We start from the raw sequence: 19,924 nt of genomic DNA on the forward strand, positions 1-19,924 counted from the left end.
ACCGAGGTAGGCTGGCCTTGCGCTAGGGGGCAGGGTGGTTCGGTCAAGGCGGGTCGCCGGCCATCAGGGTCTGCGGCGCACCGGTTGAGACTTCTGGTTGCTTTCGGCAGCCTGATCGGCGGTGCGGCACCCTATCTTGCTCTAGCACAACACTTTTAAAGGCGTCGACGTTGTACGTGTGCGCGTCACGGTCGCCTGAACCAGCTCCGCCATCGTTGCTGCCATGGTTCGCCTGAGTGGGAGAGCGCGTGTTGGGCCTGCGTGCCGGCTGGGCCTTGACCGATGACACCAGTATTGTTCTCGACGTTCACGTGGTACTCATCGCGTGAGCCGTTCACATACACGTGAACGGCCGCGTCGGCTTGTCGCCGAGTGGGTAGCTGGTCGAGCGGCACGTCCTTGGCCATGTCCATCACCATCTCGACGAGGGTGGTCCGGACAACGCTGAGCACGCCTGCCAGGGATGCCGACGAAACCTTGTAGTAGAGATCGGCGATCCAGGGGTCGCCATCCTTCCGCGCGCCGTTCCACCGCGACGCAGCGAACTTGAGGCTCTCCAACCGAATCTGGTGCGTTTCCTTGCTGTCTGCCATGCCAGCGAGATCCTCGATCGGTGCCCTGAACGACACCAATTCGGGGATGAGATCCTGGGCGTCGGCCGGGGCCATGTACCGGGAGACTGACTGCCCCGGCACGTAGACCTGGGAGATGGACATGGAATCGAGGTAGAGCGGTAGCCGGAGTTTCCGGTAGTCCGGGACCTCGGCACGGCCCTCGTATCCCTTGAGCTCGCTCGATGCCCACGAACGTAGCACCTCGGACCTGGTGACCGCTCCGAGCGCCAGGCACGTGCGCAGAAGTCCCGCTAAGGATTCGCTCTCGTCGAGAACTCGCTCTCGAAGATTGCGGAGCAGTTCGGCATCGGCCACCATCCCAGGTCACCCCACCCTCTTCGGCGACGCGTCACATCGCCGAGGCGATCGCGCCGACCACCGCGGAGGCCGTCTCGGAAGCTACGGCGCCACCGAGCGCACCACCGAACACAGCGCCCATACGTTGGAGGGCTCGCCAGCGGCTGCGGACCGCTTCGGGCTCCGGATTATCCTGGCGCACTGCTTCTTCGAAGTCGTCGACGGTCCGTGCGGCGTCGGCACGATCGTCGTCATCACCGATCTCGGCGACCGCGGTTCGCAGTTGCTCGAGCAGATCGGCCAGCTCCTGGCCGGTGTTCGTCACGTGCTGCGTCTGCGAAGAACCGGGGCCCTGGCCGATGACGCCGGAGTTAGTACCGACCTTGATGTGGTACTGATCCTGGGAGCCGTGCAGGTTTACTTGAACCGCGGAATCGACCTGGTTGCGAGGGGGCAGCCCGTCGAAGGGAACGTCTCTCGTCATGTCAGCCACCATCTCCACCAGTGTCGTCCGGATCTTTCCGACAATCCCCGCCATTGCCGCAGGCGAGGTCAGACAATACGCTTGCTCGACTCGTGTGAAGGGAATGCCTTCAGCTCTTCTGGCCGCCACCAACAAGCCATCATGGCGGTGCTGGAGAGGCTTGGTCGACGTTGCCAAGCTCTCCAGTTCCTCGACGGACTGTAGGACCTTCATCGCCTGGAGCCTCTCGCGGTCTTCCTGGTGGAGGTGCCACACCGCGACGGAGTATCCGTGCCTGGGCATGGCGCCGATCCAGCCGTCGACCGTCAACGACATCTGGAGCCGCCGATATTTCGGCACCTCGTCCTGCGCGTCGTAACCGTGCAGTTCGGCACTTGCCCAGGCGCGCAGGGCATCCGAGCCGGTTTCGGCGCCGAGTAGCAGGCACGTGCGCAAGAGCCCGGCCAAGGGTTCGGACTCGTCGATCACACGCCGCCGGAGATTCTCCATCACGTAACTGGTAGACATCGCTAGGTGAGCGCTCCTAGCGCTGCTTGAACGCCTTCGCTTACGGTGGCGGTGAGCGCCACGTTCCCGATGCCGGCGGCCAACCGGCTCAGCATCCCGCCCCGGCGACGCGTCGTCTCCGGATCACCGTGAGCGACAGCTTCTTCGAAGTCGTCGACCGATTGGGCGAGGACGGCGCGATCGTCGGGATCGTCGATTTCTGCCAGCGCCGCCCGGATCGCCGCAAGGGCCGCCTCCGGAGTCGAGTCGGTGCCGTTGTGCTGAGCTTGTGTCGACCCGGTGCCTTGCCCGATCACACCGTGGTTGGTGCCGACCTCGACGTTGTACTGCTCATGGGTTCCCCCGTGGACGTGGACCTGTACCGCCGCGTCGACCTGGTTGCGTGTCGGCAGCTGATCGAGAGGGAGGTCTTGGGTCATGTCGAGCACCATCTCCAGCAGGGTCGTGCGGATTGTGCCGAGCAGGCCGGGCACGGTCGAGTCGGAGGTCATATAGTAGAGCTGGACGATCTCCTGTGCGAACGGCAGCCTCTTGTTCCAGACGGAGGCCGCGAAGCTCAGTCCGGCAAACCCGATTCGATGGCTGCCGTTCATGGCCGCGAGGTCTTCGACCGGTTGCCGGAACGCGATGGTTTCCGGGATGAACTCCTGCGCATCCGGCGGTGCGGCCAATCTCGCGATGTTCTGCCCCTGTAAGAATGTATTGCCGCTGGTCGAATCGACGAACAGCGGAAGGGACAATTCGCGGTAGTCCGGAACCTTCTCGTCGGGGCCGTAGCCCTTCAATTCCTGAGTCGCCCAATATCGTAGCTCCGTGGACCTCGTGATCGCGCCCAGCGCCAGGCATGTGCGCAGCAACCCCGCGAGGGGCTCGTTTTCATCGAGGACTCGCGCACGGAGGTCTCGAAGCAGATCTGCATCCGCCATGGTGACCAGCATGGCAGACACCTCCGACATAACCCGCATCGATCGACGGCGACGCCAGCGGGCACGGGGCGGTCGCGACCTAGCTACCGAATTCCCAAGTCCGCCGCGATGTGGTCGAAGCGGTCGAGCAGGTCGTCGAGCAGAGGGCGGCCGGTGCGCGCTGTGGTCCAGCATCATCGAGTTCGGTGCTGTCGGGTCGGCGAGCAGGGTTTCCAGGCGCAGGTGCCTGAACGGGTCGGGAGCGTGGGCCAGGACCAGCTGCCAGCGCTCGAACACCGCGACAGCACATGTTTGCGGGTTTCCGTTGGCAGGCAGACGAAGCAGCGGTTGGGCGCCGATGCGAACCTCGCTGGAGGTGACGGCGACTTCGCGCGGGCACACAGGCCCGCGATCTGGCGCGCCAGGACTGACTGCCCGAGTCCAGCAGCAGGATGACCGCGCCGCGGCGCCCGAGCAGGGCTTCAACTTGGAGGACTAGGGCCTCGGCACCGGAATCCCCACGGCGTCGAGTACGGGCGCCAGTTCGGGATGAAGCCTGACTCGCTCGTCGAGGTCGACCTGTTCCAGGCGTTGGACAAGTCGATCACGACGCAACCGCCAGCTCGGGCGGCCGCCGGAATCATTGAGTCCCATGCACTCTTCCAACGATCCTGGGATCCACAGCAGCTGGGCGCGACCACCCGCGGCGTTGGTCTGATCGACGAGCTCTTGAACCTCCCGACCTGATCGGCGTCCGGCCGGGTCTTCCTCGAGGATGGCGGTAAACGGCATGTCTTCCCCGGCTATCTGGAGTACCGCGTCGATCATGCGTGCCATGTTCCCGGGCCCAGCAGTAGCCATAAGTTGAACTGGCTGCACGGCGTTCCGGACGTCGCGCCAATACTCGAAAACCAACTCGTCGAATCGCCCTTCGACGAAGACTGTGCGCGGCGGGAGCCCGACCGTCGTCCCGAGGCGCGCACTCCTCAAGAGATCGTTCAGTGGCAGGTATGGGGTGCCGGATTCCGCTGCGGCGCGAAGCTTCCAGCGAATCGCCTTCGCGATATCGATCTGGCCTTCGACCACGAGTCCCACGTCAGCGCCGTCGAAAAGCACTATGTTCAGCTCTTTACCCGCGACCAAGGCCTCGACGGCGTCGGTGCTGTAACCGCTCATGCTGAAGAACAGGCCGATCGTGCCGGTGAGTTTGCCTTCGACCTTGCCTTTGAACTGGTAGAGGCTTGAGGCCGGATGGACTGCGGTGGTCCATTTCGCTTCGAACAGATATGTCCGCCCGTCTAACCAAATCGAACCGTCGATCTCCTCTCCTAGCGGTCGATAGCTCGATCGCGGAGCTAGATCAGCTTCGGTGAACATCTCGATGAGCGCTGCTTCGAACTCTCGGCCCCGGTTTGCCTTCTCTTCCTTCGTCGCGCTCGACGGAAGCGTGTGGGCAGCACCGAACCATGCCCTCCAGCCGCCAGCGGCTGCTACTGCCTCGCTTGCCTTGCTCATCGCCCGCCCCGCCCGACATCGATCCCCGACGACCGGGTCTGTCTGTGTGAATGCACCGCTTAATTCTCTGCGCGACCCGCAGACCGGGCATCACCGGGGCTACTGCCGCCACCGACGGGTGTGGTGCTCGCCTCGGTGTGGTGGCTGGCCGAAGCGCGACACGGTATCTGCTCTACCCGGGTTCCGCTTGGCGAGAGAGCAACCTCGAATCTGCGCTGCCCCAGACCTGGGATCTCCTTCTTCCGTCGTATCCGGCGTGTCGCCCGCCTGACTGACGTCTTGGCGTGAGTGCAGCTGACACAACCTGAAATCGGCATAGAAAGACGTTTAGTGCGTCGGTTTCCTGGACGTGGGGAACGTCCTCCTGATGCGCTTGTCGGGCTTGATGTCCTATCGCAAAGAGCAGGAGGACGTTCCATGAGTAACGGTAGCGGTGTGTCCCGGGGTGATCGCAACCGCAACATGCGTCTGAGCAGGCTGCGGGCGTTGGTGCCGCCCGGCAATGCGATCGTCGGGATCGATCTGGCCGACCGCAAACAGATGGTCGTGGTCTGCGACCACGACTCGAAAGTGCTTGCCCGCAAGACATTCCGCTGCCGTGCCTGGGATGTGGGGATCGCTTTGGACTGGGCCGCAGCCCGTGCTGGGGCAGCGGGATTCACCGGGGCGAGGGTGGCGTGCGAGCCGACCGGGCATCGGTGGTGGGTGCTCGGAGGAGTTGGCCGCCGACCGGAACATGTTGTTCGTGTGCGTGTAGCCAGTGATGACCGCCTGGTCACGCCGTGCCGAGGACCTCACCACGGACAAAACCGACGAGAAAGACGCGGTGCTGATCGCGCGATTGACCGCGCAATTGCGCTGCTATGCGCCCGAGCCGGTCGATGAAACCTGGGGTCGGCTGCGGCATCTGGGTGCCCGCCGCGAACGACTGCTGGTCGTGCTGGTCGCCCAGGTCCAGCAGATCCGAGCCCTGCTCGAGTGCGTGTGGCCGGCCGCGCTCGAGGCCGCCCAGCAGCCGTTCAAATCCCGGACTTGGATGGCAGCGTTGCGGGTGATCTGCGGCCGCGACGGCGGCGACTTCGCCCGCACTCGCCGGTTGGGCCGAGACCGGCTCGAGCGTCTCGTCCGCGAGGTCACCCGCTGCGGTGCGAAGCGACCGTGCTTTCGGATCACCAGGAAACTCTTTGCAGCACTGGATGATCCGTCCGGAGTACTCGCCCACCGGCGCGGCGCGCTGGAACGGGTGCACCTGCTGCTCGAAGACTGGGCCGAGGCCAAGCGACGCTTAGCCGACACCGAATCCCGCCTGGTTGGCGTGCTCGACGAGCTCCGGCTCATCGAGCTGGTCACCTCGATCGTTGGGCTGTCCGCGGTGGGGGCCGCAGCGATCCTGGCCGAAACCGGCGACCCTGCACGGTTCCTCACCGCCCGGGCGGTAGTCAAACACGCCGGTCTTGCGCCCAGGGAGAAGAAATCCGGTGCCTTCACCGGCCGCGCCCGGCTCACCGGAGCCGGGCGCCCCGGACTGCGGTTGGCTGCCTGGCGCGGAGTCTGGGGCACCCAACGCGCCAACCCCGTTTATGCCGCCCGCTACCAGCATCTGACCACCCGAGAAACCAACCCGCTCACTCCCACCCAAGCTCAGGCCGTGATCGCCGCGGCGATCCTGCGCCAACTCCACGCCGTCGTCACCACCCGCCAACCCTGGAACCCGCACATCGCCACCCACGGCACCACCACAACGGAATCCGCCATGATCTCGAACGCCGCCTAACGGCGTCCGATCGAGCCAACGGTCGGGGCGAGCCCCACGCGGCATCGAGACACCCCCGGTGATCTCGCCGATAATCACGGGGCAGCCCCGACCTGTCGTCATACAACCCGATTACACGCTGCCGGGCACCAACCCCACTACCGCTATGCCGGGACGACGACAGGCCACGCGGCACCGACCGAAGTGCTTGACACAAAACGCCTTACGCTGATTATGGTGCGTTCACCAGACACATCCAGACAGCCGGACACGCTCGCCGATGGCGTCAGATTTCACCAATACCAACGGATCTCGGGCTCGCCGACCAACGCCAGAATTCACCGATAACCGGCGTCAGGATTCACCAGCGTAGCCACTCCCGTCGAGTTGTCTATCGAGCCTGCTCCAGGTACTGCCGAACATCACCGAGGGCGAGGGCGTCCTCATTTCGACGATGGACCACTACGAGCCGGTCACCGGGGAAGCGCCGCCTCGCAGGCGCCGGACCGGCGCCGATCCGCGTGACCGGGTCGCGTAATTCCAAGATATGCCCCGCTGAGGCTCAGACGACGGCGTCAGTCGACACGATCGTCGCCATGCCAGGATTTCGGAATACGCGCTTTGTCGCCACAGCACGCCCAGACCGGGTCGTCTTGACGCCTGAGCGCGGCAACCAGTGCTATGCGGCCGGCGCCCTCCATCGCGTGCTGGGCGGCCTCCCCCTTGGGTCGCGCTCCCTGTGCCACCACGTCGCCTTCTTCACTCGTTGCCGGAGCCACGGCGGTGAGATAGGCGTGTGTCGGACCTTGACGCTAACCTGCCGAGAGCGTAAGGGGCACTCGTGCTCTCGGAGAGAAGGATCTGCTGCGTGGCAACATTGTCCGAGCTGATGAGCCGCCTGGACACGGAGGACACTGTTCGTCGTGGTCGGCAGTTCGAGCTCATCTGTCGATGGTTCCTTGCTCACGACCCGGTCTACGCCAGTGAGGTCCGCCAGGTGTGGCTGTGGAACGACTGGCCAGGCCGGTGGGGCGCAGACGCAGGCATCGACCTGGTGGTGCTGGACAGACAGGACAGACTGTGGGCGGTCCAGGCCAAGGCTTACGCGGAGAGCACGACGATCACCAAACGCGATGTCGACAGCTTCCTCTCGGAGTCCGCGCGTCCGGAGTTCGCTTTCCGCCTCCTCATCGCTACGACTGACCGGATCGGGGCCACGGCCAAACGCACGATCGAGGCTCAGGACAAGCCCTCGGCGGTCCTGCTCCGCGGCGACCTCGAGGCCTCCCCCGTCGATTGGCCCGAGTCGCCCTCGCAGCTGGTCGCTCGGCCGGTGAGGCCGAAGAAGCCGCGCTCGCACCAGCAGACCGCAATCGATGAGGTGGTCGAGAGGTTCGCCTCTGGAACAGACCGTGGCCAGCTGATCATTCCGTGTGGGACTGGCAAGACACTCACCGCATTGTTCATCCGGGAAGCGCTCGCAGCCGAGCGGACCCTGGTATTGGTTCCATCGCTGGCATTGCTGTCTCAAACTCTGCGCGAGTGGACGGCCAACACCACGACCGGGTTCGAATTCCTTCCGGTCTGCTCGGACCAGACTGTCGCGGACCGGGATTCTGTGGCGGCAACCACCAGCGACCTCGGTTTTCCGGTCACCACCGATCCCGCGCAGATCGCGGAATTTCTGCGGAAGCCGGGTCATCGGGTCGTGATCGCCACCTATCAGTCCTCGCCACAGGTCTCAGCCGCGTTCAGACTCGGAAGAGTTCCAGCGTTCGACCTGGTGATCGCAGATGAGGCGCACCGCTGCGCCGGAAGAACCACCAGCGAGTTCAGCGCTGTTCTCAACCCCGAATTCATCGAGGCGCGTCGTCGCTTGTTCATGACCGCGACACCCCGCTACTTCACCGGCGAACTGATCAAAGACGTACAACATGCGGACTTCGAGACCGCCTCGATGGACGATCCGACGAAATTCGGGCCGGTATTCCACGAGCTCCGGTTCGACGAGGCCATCACGGGTGGACTGCTCACCGACTATCGAGTGGTCGTTGTCGGTGTCGACGATCAAACCTACGGCGAGTGGGCCCGACACGGCAGGCTCGTGACCACCGATGGCGTCAAGATCACCGATGCGCGCACCCTCGCCGGCCAGGTCGGTTTGGCAAGAGCGATGCGCCGCTACAACTTGCGCCGGACCATCAGCTTCCACTCAAGAGTTAATCGCGCCAGGCAGTTCGCCACGGAACTCCCCGCAGTGATCGACTGGATGCCTCGAGACCAGCGCCCCGACGGAACCCTGTGGGCACAACACACCTCAGGCGAGATGTCGGCTGGCAAACGGCGCGTGTTGCTCCAGAATCTTGCCAATCTCGACGGATGTGATCGCGGACTGCTGACGAACGCGCGATGCCTCAACGAGGGTGTAGACGTGCCCGCGCTCGACGGAGTCGCGTTCATCGACCCCCGCCAGTCCGAAGTCGACATTGTGCAGGCAGTCGGGCGAGCGATCCGACGTAGTGATGACAAGAGCATCGGCACCATCGTGATCCCTGTCTTCGTCGATACCGGACAGGATCCCGAAGCAGCGCTCGCCGACTCGAGCTTCCAACCGGTGTGGGCTGTCATTCAAGCACTACGCGCTCACGACGACCTCCTGGCTGAATCCCTCGACCAGATCCGCTATCAGCTCGGTCGGCGAGGCGGCGCGGGACATGTGCAGCTTCCCGACAAGATCGTTGTCGATCTGCCCGCCGCTGTCACCCAGGACTTCGCAGATGCCTTCAACGTCCGGCTCGTCGAGAAGACGACGACCACGTGGGAGTTCTGGCTCGGGCTCCTCGAACAGTTCATCGAGCAGGAGGGCCACGCGCTCGTGCCCGCGGCCCACAAGATCAACGGATTCGCTCTCGGCGCCTGGGTCGCTGGTCAACGACACAAGCACGCCAAAAGACGTCTTGCCCCCCGCCCGACGAGAACGTCTCGACGAGGTCCCAGGCTGGATCTGGGACGCGCTCACCGCTCAATGGGAAGAAGGCTTCGCCAAACTGGGCGCTTACATCGAGAACTTCGGTGACGCCCTGGTACCACAGTCCTACGTCACCGACGACGGGTACCCGCTTGGTAGATGGGTCACGATTCAACGACGCAACTACCTCGACGGCAGCGGTGCACCCGATCGAGAGTCACGCCTTCGTGACCTGCCAGGCTGGAGTTGGGCCCCCCGCGATGATCAATGGGAGAAGAACTTTCTCCGCATGGTCACCTTCGTCGAAGAGCACGGGCATGCCCGAGTTACGCGAAACGACATCATTGGCGGCCTCAACTTGGGGACCTGGGCCCAAGGCCAGCGCAGCAAGTACGCCGCGGGCCTGCTCTCCGCCGACCGGGCGGCCCGGCTGCAGGAACTACCGCAGTGGTCGTGGAATCCCGACAACGACCAGTGGGAGAAGTTCTTTACATTGCTCACGACTTACGTCGAAACTCACGGTCACGCACGAGTCCCGCAGACCTACACCATCGACAAGCACAAGCTCGGAAGCTGGCTCAACAACCAGCGCCACTACCTCCGCACAGGCAAGCTCGCCGCCAGCCGAGCCGAACGACTCCAAGCCCTGCCCGGCTGGGCCAGCGCCGACCCATGGGAGGAGTGGTTCGATCTGCTGACCGTGTTCGTTGCCGATCACAGCCACTCTCGTGTACCCGCAAGGTTCCGGTTCAAAGGCCGCGAACTCGGCAGTTGGGTCGCCAAGCAACGTGACAAATGTGCCTCCGGCAATCTCTCCGTGAGCCAGAGCGAACGGCTGGCTGCTCTTCCGGGCTGGTCATGGGACCCCTATGCCGAGCAGTGGGATATGAAGTTCCGCTTGCTCGAAGCCTTCGCCCAGGAGCATGGCCACACCCGAGTTCCGAGATCGCAAGTTGTCGACGGACACAAGCTGGGACAGTGGGTCGGGCAGCAGCGCGCCCAATACGCGAAGAGCCTGCTGCCGCAGAACCGAGTTCAACAGCTCGAAACGCTCCCGGCTTGGACCTGGGATCCAGCTGCAGATCAATGGGAGGAGAGCTTCGCTCACCTGGCCGCGTTCGTTCAGGCGCACGGGCACGCTCGTGTTCCGCAGTCGTATGTCGATCAGTCCGGTCACCGGCTCGGCGTGTGGGTCACTACTCAACGGGGCCGCAAGACGAAGGGAACCCTGAATGATGAACAGCGGACCCGGCTGGAAGCTCTGCCCGGTTGGAATTGGGATCCGATGGCCGATCAGTGGGAGCAAGGCTTCGAACGGCTGACCGCGTACGTCGAGGAACATGGCCACGCTCGAGTGCCGGTCGCCTACGTCGTAGACCAGCACGACTACCGACTCGGGCAATGGTGCAAGGTCCAACGCCGCAACCAAGTCCACGGCACCCTGTCTCAGGAGAGGCAACATCGCTTGCAAGCCCTGCCGGGCTGGAGCTGGAGCCTGCTCGCTGATCAGTGGGAGGAAGGCTTCGCGCACCTCGTCGAATTCGCTCAGCACCACGGGCACGCACGCGTACCGGACGCATTCAGATCGGCCGACGGCTTCAGGCTCGGTCAATGGGTCGGCGTGCAACGCCGTGCACACTCGAAGGGTAATTTATCGCCCACTCGCCAGGAACGTTTGAAGAGCGTACCCGGCTGGACATGGAACCCTCTCAGGGATCTATGAGAACGCGAACATATTGCGGCCCTGTGTGGGCGGCGGATGAATCAGCAGAAAGGACAACGCGATCGCCAAGTGGCCGCGAGCAACTTCGGGCCGCGGGTCGTAGACCTCGCCTTCGGCGCGCAGCGAGAGGTGGGCGCAGAGGTGACGGTCCTCTCGAATTCGGTCGAGTTCCCGTTTGCCGATGGTGTCGACCAGTTCGAACTCCACAGCTTTGTCGACCAGCTTGGCTTCGATCTTCTGCATGGCGCGTACCCCGTCGGGGGTCAGACCCATGTCCTGCGCTGCGGTGACTTCCTGGCGGAACACTTCGGCGCTCTTATCGCCCTCATCGGCGAGCCGAATCAGCTTCACGATGATGTTCGCGCCAACCGCTCACCAGGTCGCCGCGATGCTCGCGCGAATCGCGCCGGCGTTGTGGCAACGCCACGCCTCCTCGGCCAGCGGGCACTTCCGGACTCCAGGCCTGTGCGATCAGCGTTTCCAAATCCGCTGCCGCAACCCACCTTTCTCCGATTACCACGTGCCACCGATCGTAGAGCTACGAAGAATCCCGTCGGCTAGTGCCTGCGAAGGGATATCTGGCCCGATCGACTGGCACCGATGCTGCTCAGGCAACCGGGCGTCGATGCTCGCGGTACCAGAAAGCGTCAGACATCTGCGCCTCCCAGGAGGCGCGGATGTGATCGTCGGTGCCATCTTGTGCGAGTGCCTCTTTGTCGCCGCTCGCGGTCAGCTCGACCTCGGCAAGTGCGTTGGCCTCCAGCATCAGCACGCCGTCGCGGTGCGTCACAACAATGTCGCCGTCCTTCGTCGTTGCGGTGTAGACGTACCCGCCCGCGATATCGCGCGCCACCTGCTCGGCCGATTCGATGAACGACATCCCGTGGCGGCCCAGCTCCGTAACGCCCATGAACAAGGTTGTATCGGCGTGGGGTACCGCCCGGTGGATCCGACGGCCGAGCCCGGTCGGCGCCCTGCTCATGAAGCGATCCAACAACTGCTCGCTGAGCTCGTTTTCCCGCAGCCAGTACGGGTGGAGACAGTCATAGCCCCGCGCTCCCAAGTCGACGAGCGGAAAGCCCTGGAGGTCTCCCGATTCGGAACGGCGCGTCAATGACGGATCGCAGCGATCGAAGAAGCGCATGACGTCCAGCAATGTCTCCACCACCAGTCGTCCCCCGACCCAGTCTCGGTAACGTCTATGCACGCCGCGCGCAGTACCGGACAGATTCTGGATCTCGGCGGGCAGATCGGCATGCTCCTTCCAGACCGGGAAGACCCGCCAACCGCCCCTGCCACCGACCACACGATTCGAATCCATCTCGATCACCGAATCCGCGTGGGTGTCGGCATTGCGAATCAGCGTCAGCCCTCGCACGATTCGACCATCCGTGTCGTCGTCGCGGAACTTCTTGTAGGCGTCTTGATCGTTCGGAGCCAGGAGACTCTCGAATTGCTGGTCGATGGTGCGGGCGATGACCAGCGCGCTGGCCGCGTCGATCACGACCTGCTCGCAATCGATTTCGAACCGGCTTCCTGGGTGCAGAGCGACGTTACTTCTGACCGTCGCCTCCCACGTGCGGCCGATCGCTTCGGCCAACGCGCGGTACTTCTGAACGACCTTTCGACGCTCCGGCCCCATCGGAATGGAGAACAAGCCGGGGTCCGTCGCGGCAGGCTGACCGGGGTTCAACGACATGGGCGGGTCTGCTTCCGTGACCTCACCGTCTGAAGGCAAGGGCTCCAGGGTACAACGCAGACGTCGGATCGACGAAATCCAAATCCCGAACCCTGTTTCGTCGGCGCGACGACCCGCGATTCGCGCTCCCGTAGTCCGTGGCAGTGCCGCTCGGGACTCTTCGTCGACCCCGCTGTGGATGTCGTGTGCCTCCGCGGGATCGACGGCGTCCAAAGTCTACGACGACATCTCGCCGTCGCCCTCGGCACTCAGCTGGTACGGCGCAGCTCTTACGCCCGCACCAGGGTCGGGGATGCACCGCTCGATGAACTCGATCTCGTGCGCAACTGCATTCCGTTTATCGACGGCAGATTTTAGTAGGCCAAGATAATCGGCGGATTCTTGAATACCGGATCGTACCATCGCATTTCGCACTCAGCTCAGGAGTCCGCCCGCCGTCATTTTCGATAGATTTGCTCCGGGCTCAAAGAACCTAAGACGATGTCTTACGTGGTTCTGACTCTTTGCGGCGTGTCGTGATCCGTTGTGCCGCATGATGTTCGACTCGTGACCGATGAGTTGTCGAAGCGCCTTGTGCCGGACGAACTGTGGGAGCTAATCGAGCCGTTGCTACCAAGGTTCACTCCGCGTCCACAGGGCGCGGCACCGCCCCAACCGACGAGCGGGCGGTGTTCACTGCGGTGGTTTTCGTGCTGACCAGCGGCTGCGCGTGGCGGATGCTGCCGCCATCGTTCAGGGTCACCGTGCCGACCGCGCATCGCCGATTCACTGCGTGGACCGAGGCGGGTCTGTGGCGCCGACTACACCAGACTGTGCTGGATGAGCTGGGCAGCCGCGGCTTGATCGACTGGTCGCGAGCGGTGATCGACGCAGCCTCGGTACGAGCCAAAAAAGACATCCCAGGGGCTAGAAGGTCAAGCGGCAGTGGCGTTCTCGTCTCGCAGGGACCACGCCACAGCCTCGTCGTAGACGGCTCGGGTCTGGAGGCAGCCGTGGAGGATGCCGACGAGGCGGTTGGCGAGCTGGCGCAGCGCGGCTTGGTGTTCGAGACCGCGGGCTCGATGTTTGTCGTAGTAGGCGCGGGCGCCGGGTGAGACGGTCAAGGCGCTGAACGCCTGCCGGAGCAGGGCATCTATGAGCCGGTCGTTGTGCACGAACCGGGCCGCGACGACTTTCTTCTTACCCGAGGCCCGGGTGATCGGGCTGGTGCCAGCGTAGTTCTTGCGGGCCTTTGCCGAGGCATAGCGGTTGGGGGCGTCTCCGAATTCGGCGAGCCCCCGGGCGCCGAGGACCACGCCCAGCCCGGGTTGGGATAAGACAATCTCAGCGTCCGGGTGCCGATCAAAATGCACCTCCACCTGACCTTTCAGTGCGCTGATCTGTTCACGCAGGGTGATCAGCACACTGACCGACGCTCGTGTGGTGGCCGCGTAGGCGGTGTCGATCACCGAGTCACGACGCAGATGTTCGCTGCGCAGTACGGTCTGGATCCGAGCGGCTTTGACCTCGACATCGCGACGGCGAGCACGTTTGAGAGCGGCGCGGATCTGGTTGAGCGACAACCGCGCCGCAAACACGGGATCCGGTGCCTTGCCGAGCAGTTCCAGGGCGTCGGACGCGGTGAGATCGTCGAAGGCCTCCAAGGCGGCGGGGAAGTACTCGAGCAGCGCGTGCCGCAGCCGCTGGACATGGCGAGTACGTTCCCATATCAGTGTCTTATGTGCTCGTGCAACCACTTTCAATGCCTCGACCTGGGCGCTTGTCGGGCGCGACCGGCCGCAGCTGGTGGGAGTCGATGCGCACCATATCGGCCAGCACGTGCGCGTCGGCCGGGTCACTCTTCGCGCCGGAGACCGAATGCCGCTCTCGATAGCGGGCCGCCTGCAACGGATTGACCGCGATCACCGAATAGCCGGCGGCGATCAGCGCCACCACCCACGGGCCGCGGTCGGTTTCGATCCCGATCATCACCTCGGCGATGTCGGAATCGGTGCCGAGATGCTCGGCCACCATGGCATGAAACCGGGCGATCCCGTCCACGCCTTCTGGCAGTCGAGCTCTGGCCAAGCGCTCACCCGCAGGGTTCATCAACTCGATGTCGTGGTGATCCTGAGCCCAGTTGTCTCCGACGAACATCGACGTCAATTCTCCTTTCCCTCAACCAATGTCGTGACACAGGTAGCGTTCGGGAGAACTCTCGGCACCCTAATGAAACAGTGCTCACGCCGACCTCGGCGGGCACGACATCCCATCAGCGATCCATCCTCCCGGTCGACCGGCGGGGGCACGATCTTTTTCAGGACTCGAGGTCCTGGGGGCCCAAGCAGGTGCTCACCCGCCAGCCGCTACCGGCAGCGAGTCTGCCGCGTCGGCGCACCCGCTACATCTCATTAGGGGCGCCGCGACAGGACCAAGCCCGGTCGACCGCGCCAAGACCGGGTCCAAGCACCACATCCTGACCTGCGCGAACGGATTCCCGCTCGCGGTCGCGCTGTCCGCGGCCGATATCACCGAGTCCGACCCCTGCGCGGGCGGCCGGGGCAACCCCGCCGCCGGATCACCACCCTGATCGCGGACAAGGGATACGACTATCCCAGCGTGTATTCCGCACTGCGGCAACGACATATCACCGGCTACATCGCCCGCCGCGGCACCCGCGACAAGGTCACCGCCGGCCGCTGGATCGTCGAGCAGACCTTTGCCCTGCTGCACCAGTACCGGCGGCTGGCCATCCGATGGGAACGACGCACCGACATCCACCACGGATTCCTCGACCTCGCCGCAGCACTGATCTGCTGGCGACGACTTAGCAACCGAACAAGATAGGAGCTCTAAGTAGTATTTACGTCATCTCGCCTAGTGAACTTCGCAGCGTGCATTACCGGTAGGATCAGAAATCTTTGCGAGCTTCCGCGTCATCAACCGACTTATAGTTCTGCGGGAGGCGATCGGCTCCGGCTGCCTCGTAGTCTTCGAGCGCCTTCTTCAGCGTGAGTGGCCAGGCGTCATCACTCCGCCTAATCCAGCGGCCAACAATCCCGTAGTTGTGTAGGAAGTGCCGCTGCGGTTGCACCACACCTTCCTCAATGAGCTTGTCCTGGAAAATCACGTTATTGAAGTACTCGATTATCTTCTTGTGGATCAATTCGACGTAGTTGTCGGCATCAGTCGGCGACAAGTACTCGCCATGGACAAGTCGATTGCGAAGGCCGGTAGTCCGATCGTAAATCTTGCCTTTCAGATTCTGACCGAGAATGGTCGGCCGAAGTGCAGTATCCCTGGTGCCATCGGGACGCTTTATCAGGGCATCCACTGCCGCAAACATGAGCAGCAGTTTCGACGAGTAGCCCGTCGCGTTGACCGCATCATTCCAATACAAGAAGAACTCCTCACGCACCCGACTGCTACCCAAGAGAAGGTCGAGAGCCTTCTTCTCGTTCTTCTCGAACATCAGGCCGACCGAGCCGAGGTCAACTGGACAGGAGAAGTAGGCAACGTCGCGATCTTCTCGCGTAACCAAGAATGGCTGCAATCGATACTGGATGAACGCCTGCCCGATTAGCGACACACGCGAGACAACCTTACTCAAGTTCTCTTCAAACTCAGCGAGGGCTTGATCGACAGTATCGGACTCGACCTCGCACTCGGCGAGCCATGCGTCTCCGTTCCATCCGTGGCCGTTCGTGAAATCCCAGTGCGTGAAGGTCATGCTTCCGACAGTGAAAGATGGCTCGCCGCTAGTAGCCCCCACTGCATTCTCGACGAGAGTCTTCACTTTGTATTGGATGTAATATCGCGGCATGCCTTGAGCATATAACGGCCGAGACTGTTTTCGATAAATCTTGGTGCCGTAGGTCAACGACGGCTGGGAGATGTCGGGCTGTAGAGATCCGTATGCGTGACCCAATGACGACATCAACTCGAATCGGCGCTACTCTCCGGCCCTCACGTCCACGGCTGCTCGCGCAGATCCCCATCCAACTCGACCATCGCCGTAGCCCCCTGCCACCGGGTCATGGAAGCCCGGACGGTCTGTATCCGCTCCGCCAGTTGCACGGACCGGTTCTGCTGTGCCCAGCTGACCGCGACCATGAGGGCGCCGACCGCTTGCTCAGGTTCGTCGGACTGCACGTAGGTCGTGGCGAGGTAGAGCTTGGAAAATGCGTTGTCCCGCATCATCCCTGGATCGTGGAGTTGCAGCAGTCGAACCACATACTCGCACACCAGATCTGCGTTCAGTGTCCGCGCGCAGACAGCCGATGATGAAAGCGAAGTTTGGCACGCCGGACAGCATCGCCGTCTTGCAGGCGAGGCGCTTGGCGCCCCCGGAGCGGTTCACTGTCCACCGTGAGGTCGATGCCGCCGACACCCGCAGCGCCAAACCCGTTGCGGTCACGACGATGTCGGCCAGGAGGTCCGTACTCGACCCGGGCCGCAGGCCGGTCCCGGTGAACGACTCGATCCGGTCGATGACCATAGGTTTCGGCCGACGCGGATGACGAAACACGGCGGCGGCTCAGTTTCCTCGACCGCGGGGTGATCTACCGTATGGAGCACGGATTAATCGACTGCGGCCGCGGGGACCGGTCGCTTCGACGAGAACCGTGCCGGTCTCGACCATCTCGCGTTCTCGCTTGCCGACCTGGAAGCTGCCGCCGCGCATCTCGATGCTTGTGGTGTGGTGCGCGAGGACATCAAAGACATCAGCTTCAGCTACATCCTGGAGTTTCGCGACCCCGGACAACATCGCGTTGGAGTTGATCGCCCCAACGTAGTTGCCCGGACCAGCCACACTGTACGACCGAATGGACGGCCTGTTGCCCGTACGCGAGGATCTGCGAGATCGGGCGACGCAGGCCGTCCTCGTCATCGGGCCAGTGACCTGCCGAGACGGATTCCCAACCGCTGCGATAGGGCCCCAACGACGGCGCGCCCCGCGAGCATGCATGCGCCGACACCCAGGGCACCGAGGCCGATACCGACGATGGGCACACAGGACAGGGCGAGGCCAACAAGGGCGACAATCAAGGCCAGCGCCGCAGCGGCGACGAGGCCGATCGTTAGTATCAGCCTCTGGGCGCGACGAGTTCGATCATCATCGTCGAGAATCCAGCAGATCTGCGAACGGCGCGGCGCTGCGGGGTGGCGAGGTGAGGACATGAGTTCTCCCAGGGAGGATCCTCGGCCGCCTGGGTCGCTCGATCGCCTGTCCCGATCGACTCTGCTGCCGCTTACTGCCGCGGTCTCGGCCGCGGGCCAATCTTCCCTGGTGCTCCTGAGCGACTACGGGCGGTCCTGGCGAACCGGTGCTCCACCCACGCTCCGCGTCAGACGATCGACGCGCTGAGCTTCAACTCTACCCTGCGCCAGCGAGCGGTCCACTATCGATTTCGGGCGGTGTGTATCGGCCGCGGTAGATCCGGCGGCCATGCCCGTCCGGCGTCCACGACAGGTGTAGTTGCCCGCCGATCTGCCACTCTGCTGCCCAGCGACGTAGGTTCCGCTCGCCGGCGCGGCCGTTGAATGCTTTCGCGACCTGATTGTTGTCGATGCAGAACCCGTGTGTTCCGTCTGTGGTGTCGACACTCGTCCACAAGGACCACCGCGGGGTGCCGTCGGGCGTGCACTGCGGGTTTCCGTTCCTGTCCAGCCGCCGGGCCACGTAGGGGGTGGTCACGATGGTTCCCGTGTACTGGATGCCGGGTTCTGGGAACTTCCAGGGCGGCTCGCTGTGCGGGTCGAACAGAATGTCAATGACAGAAACCATCCCGCCCCAGCTCGATCGTAGGGGTGATCCGAGGTCAACGTACGCCTCGCCGGTCACCACTCTAGGCTGTCCGCCCGTTGGAGGGGGGCGGCCCGCGGCATCGACAATACCCTCCTCCGCACCCAAGGTCCTCGCCGCCGACCGCGCCGGCGGCTGGATCGGAGTGGACGCCAAATGGCGAGTGGCCGGAAACTAGCGACGGCCTCAGCCCTTTGCCACAGCGCCTTATCGATGTTTAACCTAACACGAGACGGAAGTCACTCGTAGACAACTCTTTTCGTAGACCTGAATATAGCGACTGCTGTTAGTGAGTCAGGCCCTGAGCCTCAGAAGGCCGAAGAGCTCTACAGGCTTAGGCCTGGCCCTTCCATCTCGAACGTGTGCTCTTGTTCGCGTTCCTGGGCGAGCGATTGCTCTTGTTCGAGATGTCGACCGGTGTACAGGTGCACTACTGCAAGCGCATGCCCGGGGACGGCCTCGGCGATGAGCTCGATCTCGGCTCGCAGGCCCGGACTCAAATCTGGAGCGTGCATCAGCAGCAGGCGAGCAGCGTTGATTTCGACAGCAGAGGCTCGGATCTGACCGCCACCGGAGCCGCCATCATTTGCTGCCGTCGTGAGAACCGCGAGGAAGGTAGGGACTGCCACTTTCCGTACAGCCTCGTCTGTGGCCGAGACGATCCGCCGGGCACGGTGATCTGTGTCGTCTCGTGCTTGGTTCGCAAGTGTTCCAAGGACTTCAAGGCCGAGTAGAGCCCTGCTGCTCTCGGTAGCGATTGCGTGGTCGGCCGCCCAATACAGGCTTCGCATCGTGTCGTCGTGCAGCCTGAACTTGTTCAGCTGCCGTTCGGCGCTGTCAGCCGTCTGGGCGGCGCGTTCAGCGGCGCCAGCGGACCGCTCCGATGCGCTTGCGGCGGTCCTGGTGACCTGGGCATTCTCCTTCATCGCAGCGACCGTCTCAACGCCTGTCTTCCTCAGCAATCGCGCTGACAGGTAGCTACCCAGAAAACCGATCAGCCCACTGATCAGTGGCAATGCGATTGCAGTCCAGGCGGGTACTGATACCGAATTGGTCATCGAGACTCCGTTCCCCTTCGGTGTGCGTCTTCATGATCATCGCCGGTCTCTCCGGCTTGTGATGGCTGGCGGGCTGAAACCCGCCAGTACAAGCCGAAGCTCTGCCTCCTAGGCGTCGACGCCCACGCCGATGAGGAGCGGCCCGTAGATAGCCACCTTCGACCTTCTTGTGACGATCCGCTTTTCGGATTTCGCTGATGGTTTACCGTGCCGCCTCGACGAACGACGGCTGCCGGTGGTCACCGACGTTCGTGTTCTCGGCGGTCGATCTTCCAGGCCGTTCCCCATGAGTTGTACGTCCATGAACCATGGGCGCGAAAGCCGTTGACTCCAGCCGGGACACGCCGAGAACGAGTCATCTGAGAACACCCCACTGGATGCCTCACAGCTGGCGATTCGCCGGTTGGTCTCTGCGACACGCGCATCCGAGGGCGCGATCGAACAGGTCACCCGGATCGTCGAACCCGTCGTGCAGGATCAGCCGACACGCCGGCAACGACTATCAGCGAGGGGAAGAAGATGGGGCACCTGACCACAGATGCGCGACATCGGTTCGAACACGAACTGCCGGAGATAGGCCCGCCGCCCGGTGAGTCCGACGCCGCGGGAGCAGGGA

Annotated in this window: 15 protein-coding genes and 3 pseudogenes; 6 read left to right on the forward strand and 12 right to left on the reverse strand. The window is 63.5% G+C overall.

What is annotated here, in order from left to right:
• Window positions 1-185: 185 nt before the first annotated feature.
• The 4 genes from NAM01S_RS10915 to NAM01S_RS10930 all read right to left on the reverse strand — a co-directional run bounded on the left by NAM01S_RS10915 (window position 186) and on the right by NAM01S_RS10930 (window position 4,322).
• Window positions 186-932, reverse strand: a complete 747-nt coding sequence (locus tag NAM01S_RS10915) for an AbiTii domain-containing protein (RefSeq protein ID WP_067783293.1) — start codon at window positions 930-932, stop codon at window positions 186-188.
• Window positions 933-963: 31 nt separating this feature from the next.
• The gene (locus NAM01S_RS10920) at window positions 964-1,902 is read right to left on the reverse strand and encodes an AbiTii domain-containing protein (RefSeq protein ID WP_067783296.1); all 939 of its coding nucleotides are present in this window, start codon (window positions 1,900-1,902) and stop codon (window positions 964-966) included.
• A gap of 2 nt (window positions 1,903-1,904) precedes the next feature.
• Entirely contained in the window at window positions 1,905-2,840 is a 936-nt protein-coding gene (locus tag NAM01S_RS10925) for an AbiTii domain-containing protein (protein ID WP_067783299.1), read from the reverse strand.
• A 462-nt stretch (window positions 2,841-3,302) separates the two neighbouring features.
• Window positions 3,303-4,322: a restriction endonuclease gene (locus NAM01S_RS10930; protein WP_067783301.1), complete on the reverse strand. Its 1,020-nt coding sequence runs from the start codon at window positions 4,320-4,322 to the stop codon at window positions 3,303-3,305.
• A 763-nt stretch (window positions 4,323-5,085) separates the two neighbouring features.
• Between NAM01S_RS10930 and NAM01S_RS10935 the strand changes: the two genes are divergently transcribed.
• The 4 genes and pseudogenes from NAM01S_RS10935 (at window position 5,086) to NAM01S_RS10945 (ending at window position 10,766) form a co-directional block, all read left to right on the forward strand.
• A complete protein-coding gene (locus tag NAM01S_RS10935) occupies window positions 5,086-6,096 on the forward strand; it encodes a transposase (RefSeq protein ID WP_067783304.1) in 1,011 nt (336 codons plus the stop codon).
• A gap of 847 nt (window positions 6,097-6,943) precedes the next feature.
• Window positions 6,944-9,151: a DEAD/DEAH box helicase gene (locus NAM01S_RS10940; RefSeq protein ID WP_157107693.1), complete on the forward strand. Its 2,208-nt coding sequence runs from the start codon at window positions 6,944-6,946 to the stop codon at window positions 9,149-9,151.
• A 4-nt stretch (window positions 9,152-9,155) separates the two neighbouring features.
• Window positions 9,156-9,233, forward strand: a pseudogene (locus NAM01S_RS36490) (helicase associated domain-containing protein); the annotation flags it as partial.
• A gap of 99 nt (window positions 9,234-9,332) precedes the next feature.
• Complete coding sequence (locus tag NAM01S_RS10945) at window positions 9,333-10,766, forward strand: helicase associated domain-containing protein (protein WP_067783311.1); 1,434 nt, start codon at window positions 9,333-9,335, stop codon at window positions 10,764-10,766.
• Here the strand turns inward: NAM01S_RS10945 and NAM01S_RS10950 are convergent.
• Entirely contained in the window at window positions 10,761-11,117 is a 357-nt protein-coding gene (locus tag NAM01S_RS10950) for a hypothetical protein (RefSeq protein ID WP_067783314.1), read from the reverse strand. The two genes, NAM01S_RS10945 and NAM01S_RS10950, sit on opposite strands and share 6 nt — an antisense overlap.
• Window positions 11,118-11,373: 256 nt before the next feature.
• Window positions 11,374-12,465: a hypothetical protein gene (locus NAM01S_RS10955; protein ID WP_067783317.1), complete on the reverse strand. Its 1,092-nt coding sequence runs from the start codon at window positions 12,463-12,465 to the stop codon at window positions 11,374-11,376.
• A gap of 546 nt (window positions 12,466-13,011) precedes the next feature.
• Between NAM01S_RS10955 and NAM01S_RS33925 the strand changes: the two are divergent.
• A pseudogene (locus tag NAM01S_RS33925) lies at window positions 13,012-13,358 on the forward strand (transposase); the annotation flags it as partial.
• 21 nt (window positions 13,359-13,379) lie between these two features.
• Here NAM01S_RS33925 and NAM01S_RS10960 read toward each other — a convergent pair.
• Window positions 13,380-14,601 (reverse strand): annotated as a pseudogene (locus NAM01S_RS10960) (IS110 family RNA-guided transposase).
• 420 nt (window positions 14,602-15,021) lie between these two features.
• On the opposite strand from NAM01S_RS10960, the gene NAM01S_RS35695 reads away from it, so the two are divergent.
• On the forward strand, window positions 15,022-15,291 hold the full coding sequence (locus tag NAM01S_RS35695; protein WP_373862661.1) for a transposase: 270 nt from the start codon (window positions 15,022-15,024) through the stop codon (window positions 15,289-15,291).
• A gap of 64 nt (window positions 15,292-15,355) precedes the next feature.
• Here NAM01S_RS35695 and NAM01S_RS10970 read toward each other — a convergent pair whose 3' ends face one another.
• From NAM01S_RS10970 to NAM01S_RS34955, 5 genes are all read right to left on the reverse strand, one after another.
• Window positions 15,356-16,174, reverse strand: a complete 819-nt coding sequence (locus tag NAM01S_RS10970; RefSeq protein ID WP_157107694.1) for a hypothetical protein — start codon at window positions 16,172-16,174, stop codon at window positions 15,356-15,358.
• A gap of 236 nt (window positions 16,175-16,410) precedes the next feature.
• On the reverse strand, window positions 16,411-16,644 hold the full coding sequence (locus tag NAM01S_RS10975) for a hypothetical protein (protein WP_067783323.1): 234 nt from the start codon (window positions 16,642-16,644) through the stop codon (window positions 16,411-16,413).
• A gap of 687 nt (window positions 16,645-17,331) precedes the next feature.
• Window positions 17,332-17,625: a hypothetical protein gene (locus NAM01S_RS34950; RefSeq protein ID WP_157107695.1), complete on the reverse strand. Its 294-nt coding sequence runs from the start codon at window positions 17,623-17,625 to the stop codon at window positions 17,332-17,334.
• Between the two features lie 196 nt (window positions 17,626-17,821).
• Window positions 17,822-18,289 carry a hypothetical protein gene (locus NAM01S_RS10985; protein ID WP_157107696.1) on the reverse strand — a complete coding sequence of 156 codons (468 nt, stop codon included), beginning with the start codon at window positions 18,287-18,289 and terminating at the stop codon, window positions 17,822-17,824.
• Window positions 18,290-18,576: 287 nt separating this feature from the next.
• Complete coding sequence (locus NAM01S_RS34955; RefSeq protein ID WP_157107697.1) at window positions 18,577-19,308, reverse strand: hypothetical protein; 732 nt, start codon at window positions 19,306-19,308, stop codon at window positions 18,577-18,579.
• Window positions 19,309-19,924: the final 616 nt, after the last annotated feature.

This window comes from Nocardia amikacinitolerans NBRC 108937, from assembly GCF_001612615.1.
GTDB lineage: Bacteria > Actinomycetota > Actinomycetes > Mycobacteriales > Mycobacteriaceae > Nocardia > Nocardia amikacinitolerans.

Bases quoted from the DNA above. Each gene is read 5' to 3' on its own strand.
- NAM01S_RS10915 (WP_067783293.1), bottom strand. From the start codon at position 932: ATGGTGGCCGATGCCGAACTGCTCCGCAATCTTCGAGAGCGAGTTCTC.
- NAM01S_RS10920 (WP_067783296.1), bottom strand. From the start codon at position 1,902: ATGTCTACCAGTTACGTGATGGAGAATCTCCGGCGGCGTGTGATCGAC.
- NAM01S_RS10925 (WP_067783299.1), bottom strand. From the start codon at position 2,840: ATGCTGGTCACCATGGCGGATGCAGATCTGCTTCGAGACCTCCGTGCG.
- NAM01S_RS10930 (WP_067783301.1), bottom strand. From the start codon at position 4,322: ATGAGCAAGGCAAGCGAGGCAGTAGCAGCCGCTGGCGGCTGGAGGGCA.
- NAM01S_RS10935 (WP_067783304.1), top strand. From the start codon at position 5,086: ATGACCGCCTGGTCACGCCGTGCCGAGGACCTCACCACGGACAAAACC.
- NAM01S_RS10945 (WP_067783311.1), top strand. From the start codon at position 9,333: ATGGTCACCTTCGTCGAAGAGCACGGGCATGCCCGAGTTACGCGAAAC.
- NAM01S_RS10955 (WP_067783317.1), bottom strand. From the start codon at position 12,465: ATGTCGTTGAACCCCGGTCAGCCTGCCGCGACGGACCCCGGCTTGTTC.
- NAM01S_RS10970 (WP_157107694.1), bottom strand. From the start codon at position 16,174: ATGACCTTCACGCACTGGGATTTCACGAACGGCCACGGATGGAACGGA.
- NAM01S_RS10975 (WP_067783323.1), bottom strand. From the start codon at position 16,644: ATGATGCGGGACAACGCATTTTCCAAGCTCTACCTCGCCACGACCTAC.
- NAM01S_RS34950 (WP_157107695.1), bottom strand. From the start codon at position 17,625: ATGTCCTCACCTCGCCACCCCGCAGCGCCGCGCCGTTCGCAGATCTGC.
- NAM01S_RS34955 (WP_157107697.1), bottom strand. From the start codon at position 19,308: ATGACCAATTCGGTATCAGTACCCGCCTGGACTGCAATCGCATTGCCA.